1 protein-coding gene is annotated in these 363 nt (G+C 39.1%); it reads right to left on the bottom strand.

The features are described from left to right. Positions 1–363: hypothetical protein (locus tag CCAND38_RS11865; RefSeq protein ID WP_042343743.1), on the bottom strand; the 363-nt coding region annotated here is incomplete at both ends.

Here is a 363-nt window from a genome sequence, read left to right as displayed (position 1 = left end):
TATTACCAAAAGTATCTGTTGCTGTGATGGTTACCGTTATCGTATTACCTGTTACATTACACAAATCCATAGGCTTAACTGCAGAGTAATTATTTGTGATAGTAGCCACCACTCCACAAGCATCAGTCACATTAACACTTGATAACCAATTACTTACCTGAGTGTCTATATTCGGTGCTTCACAACTAATCATCAAATCTGCTAAATTATCAATTACAGGAGCTTGAGTATCATCAATAGTGATGGTTACTGCAACTCTACCACTCTCACAACCCTCTGCATTTACTTGGCTTACGTATTTAGTGGTAACTGTATTAGCCGTTACATTGCGTGAAACTGTTGGTGTGGCGGCCAGTTGAGTAG

This window comes from Capnocytophaga canis, from assembly GCF_000827555.1.
Classification (GTDB): Bacteria; Bacteroidota; Bacteroidia; order Flavobacteriales; family Flavobacteriaceae; genus Capnocytophaga; species Capnocytophaga canis.
This window is presented reverse-complemented; position numbering and strand designations above follow the sequence as displayed.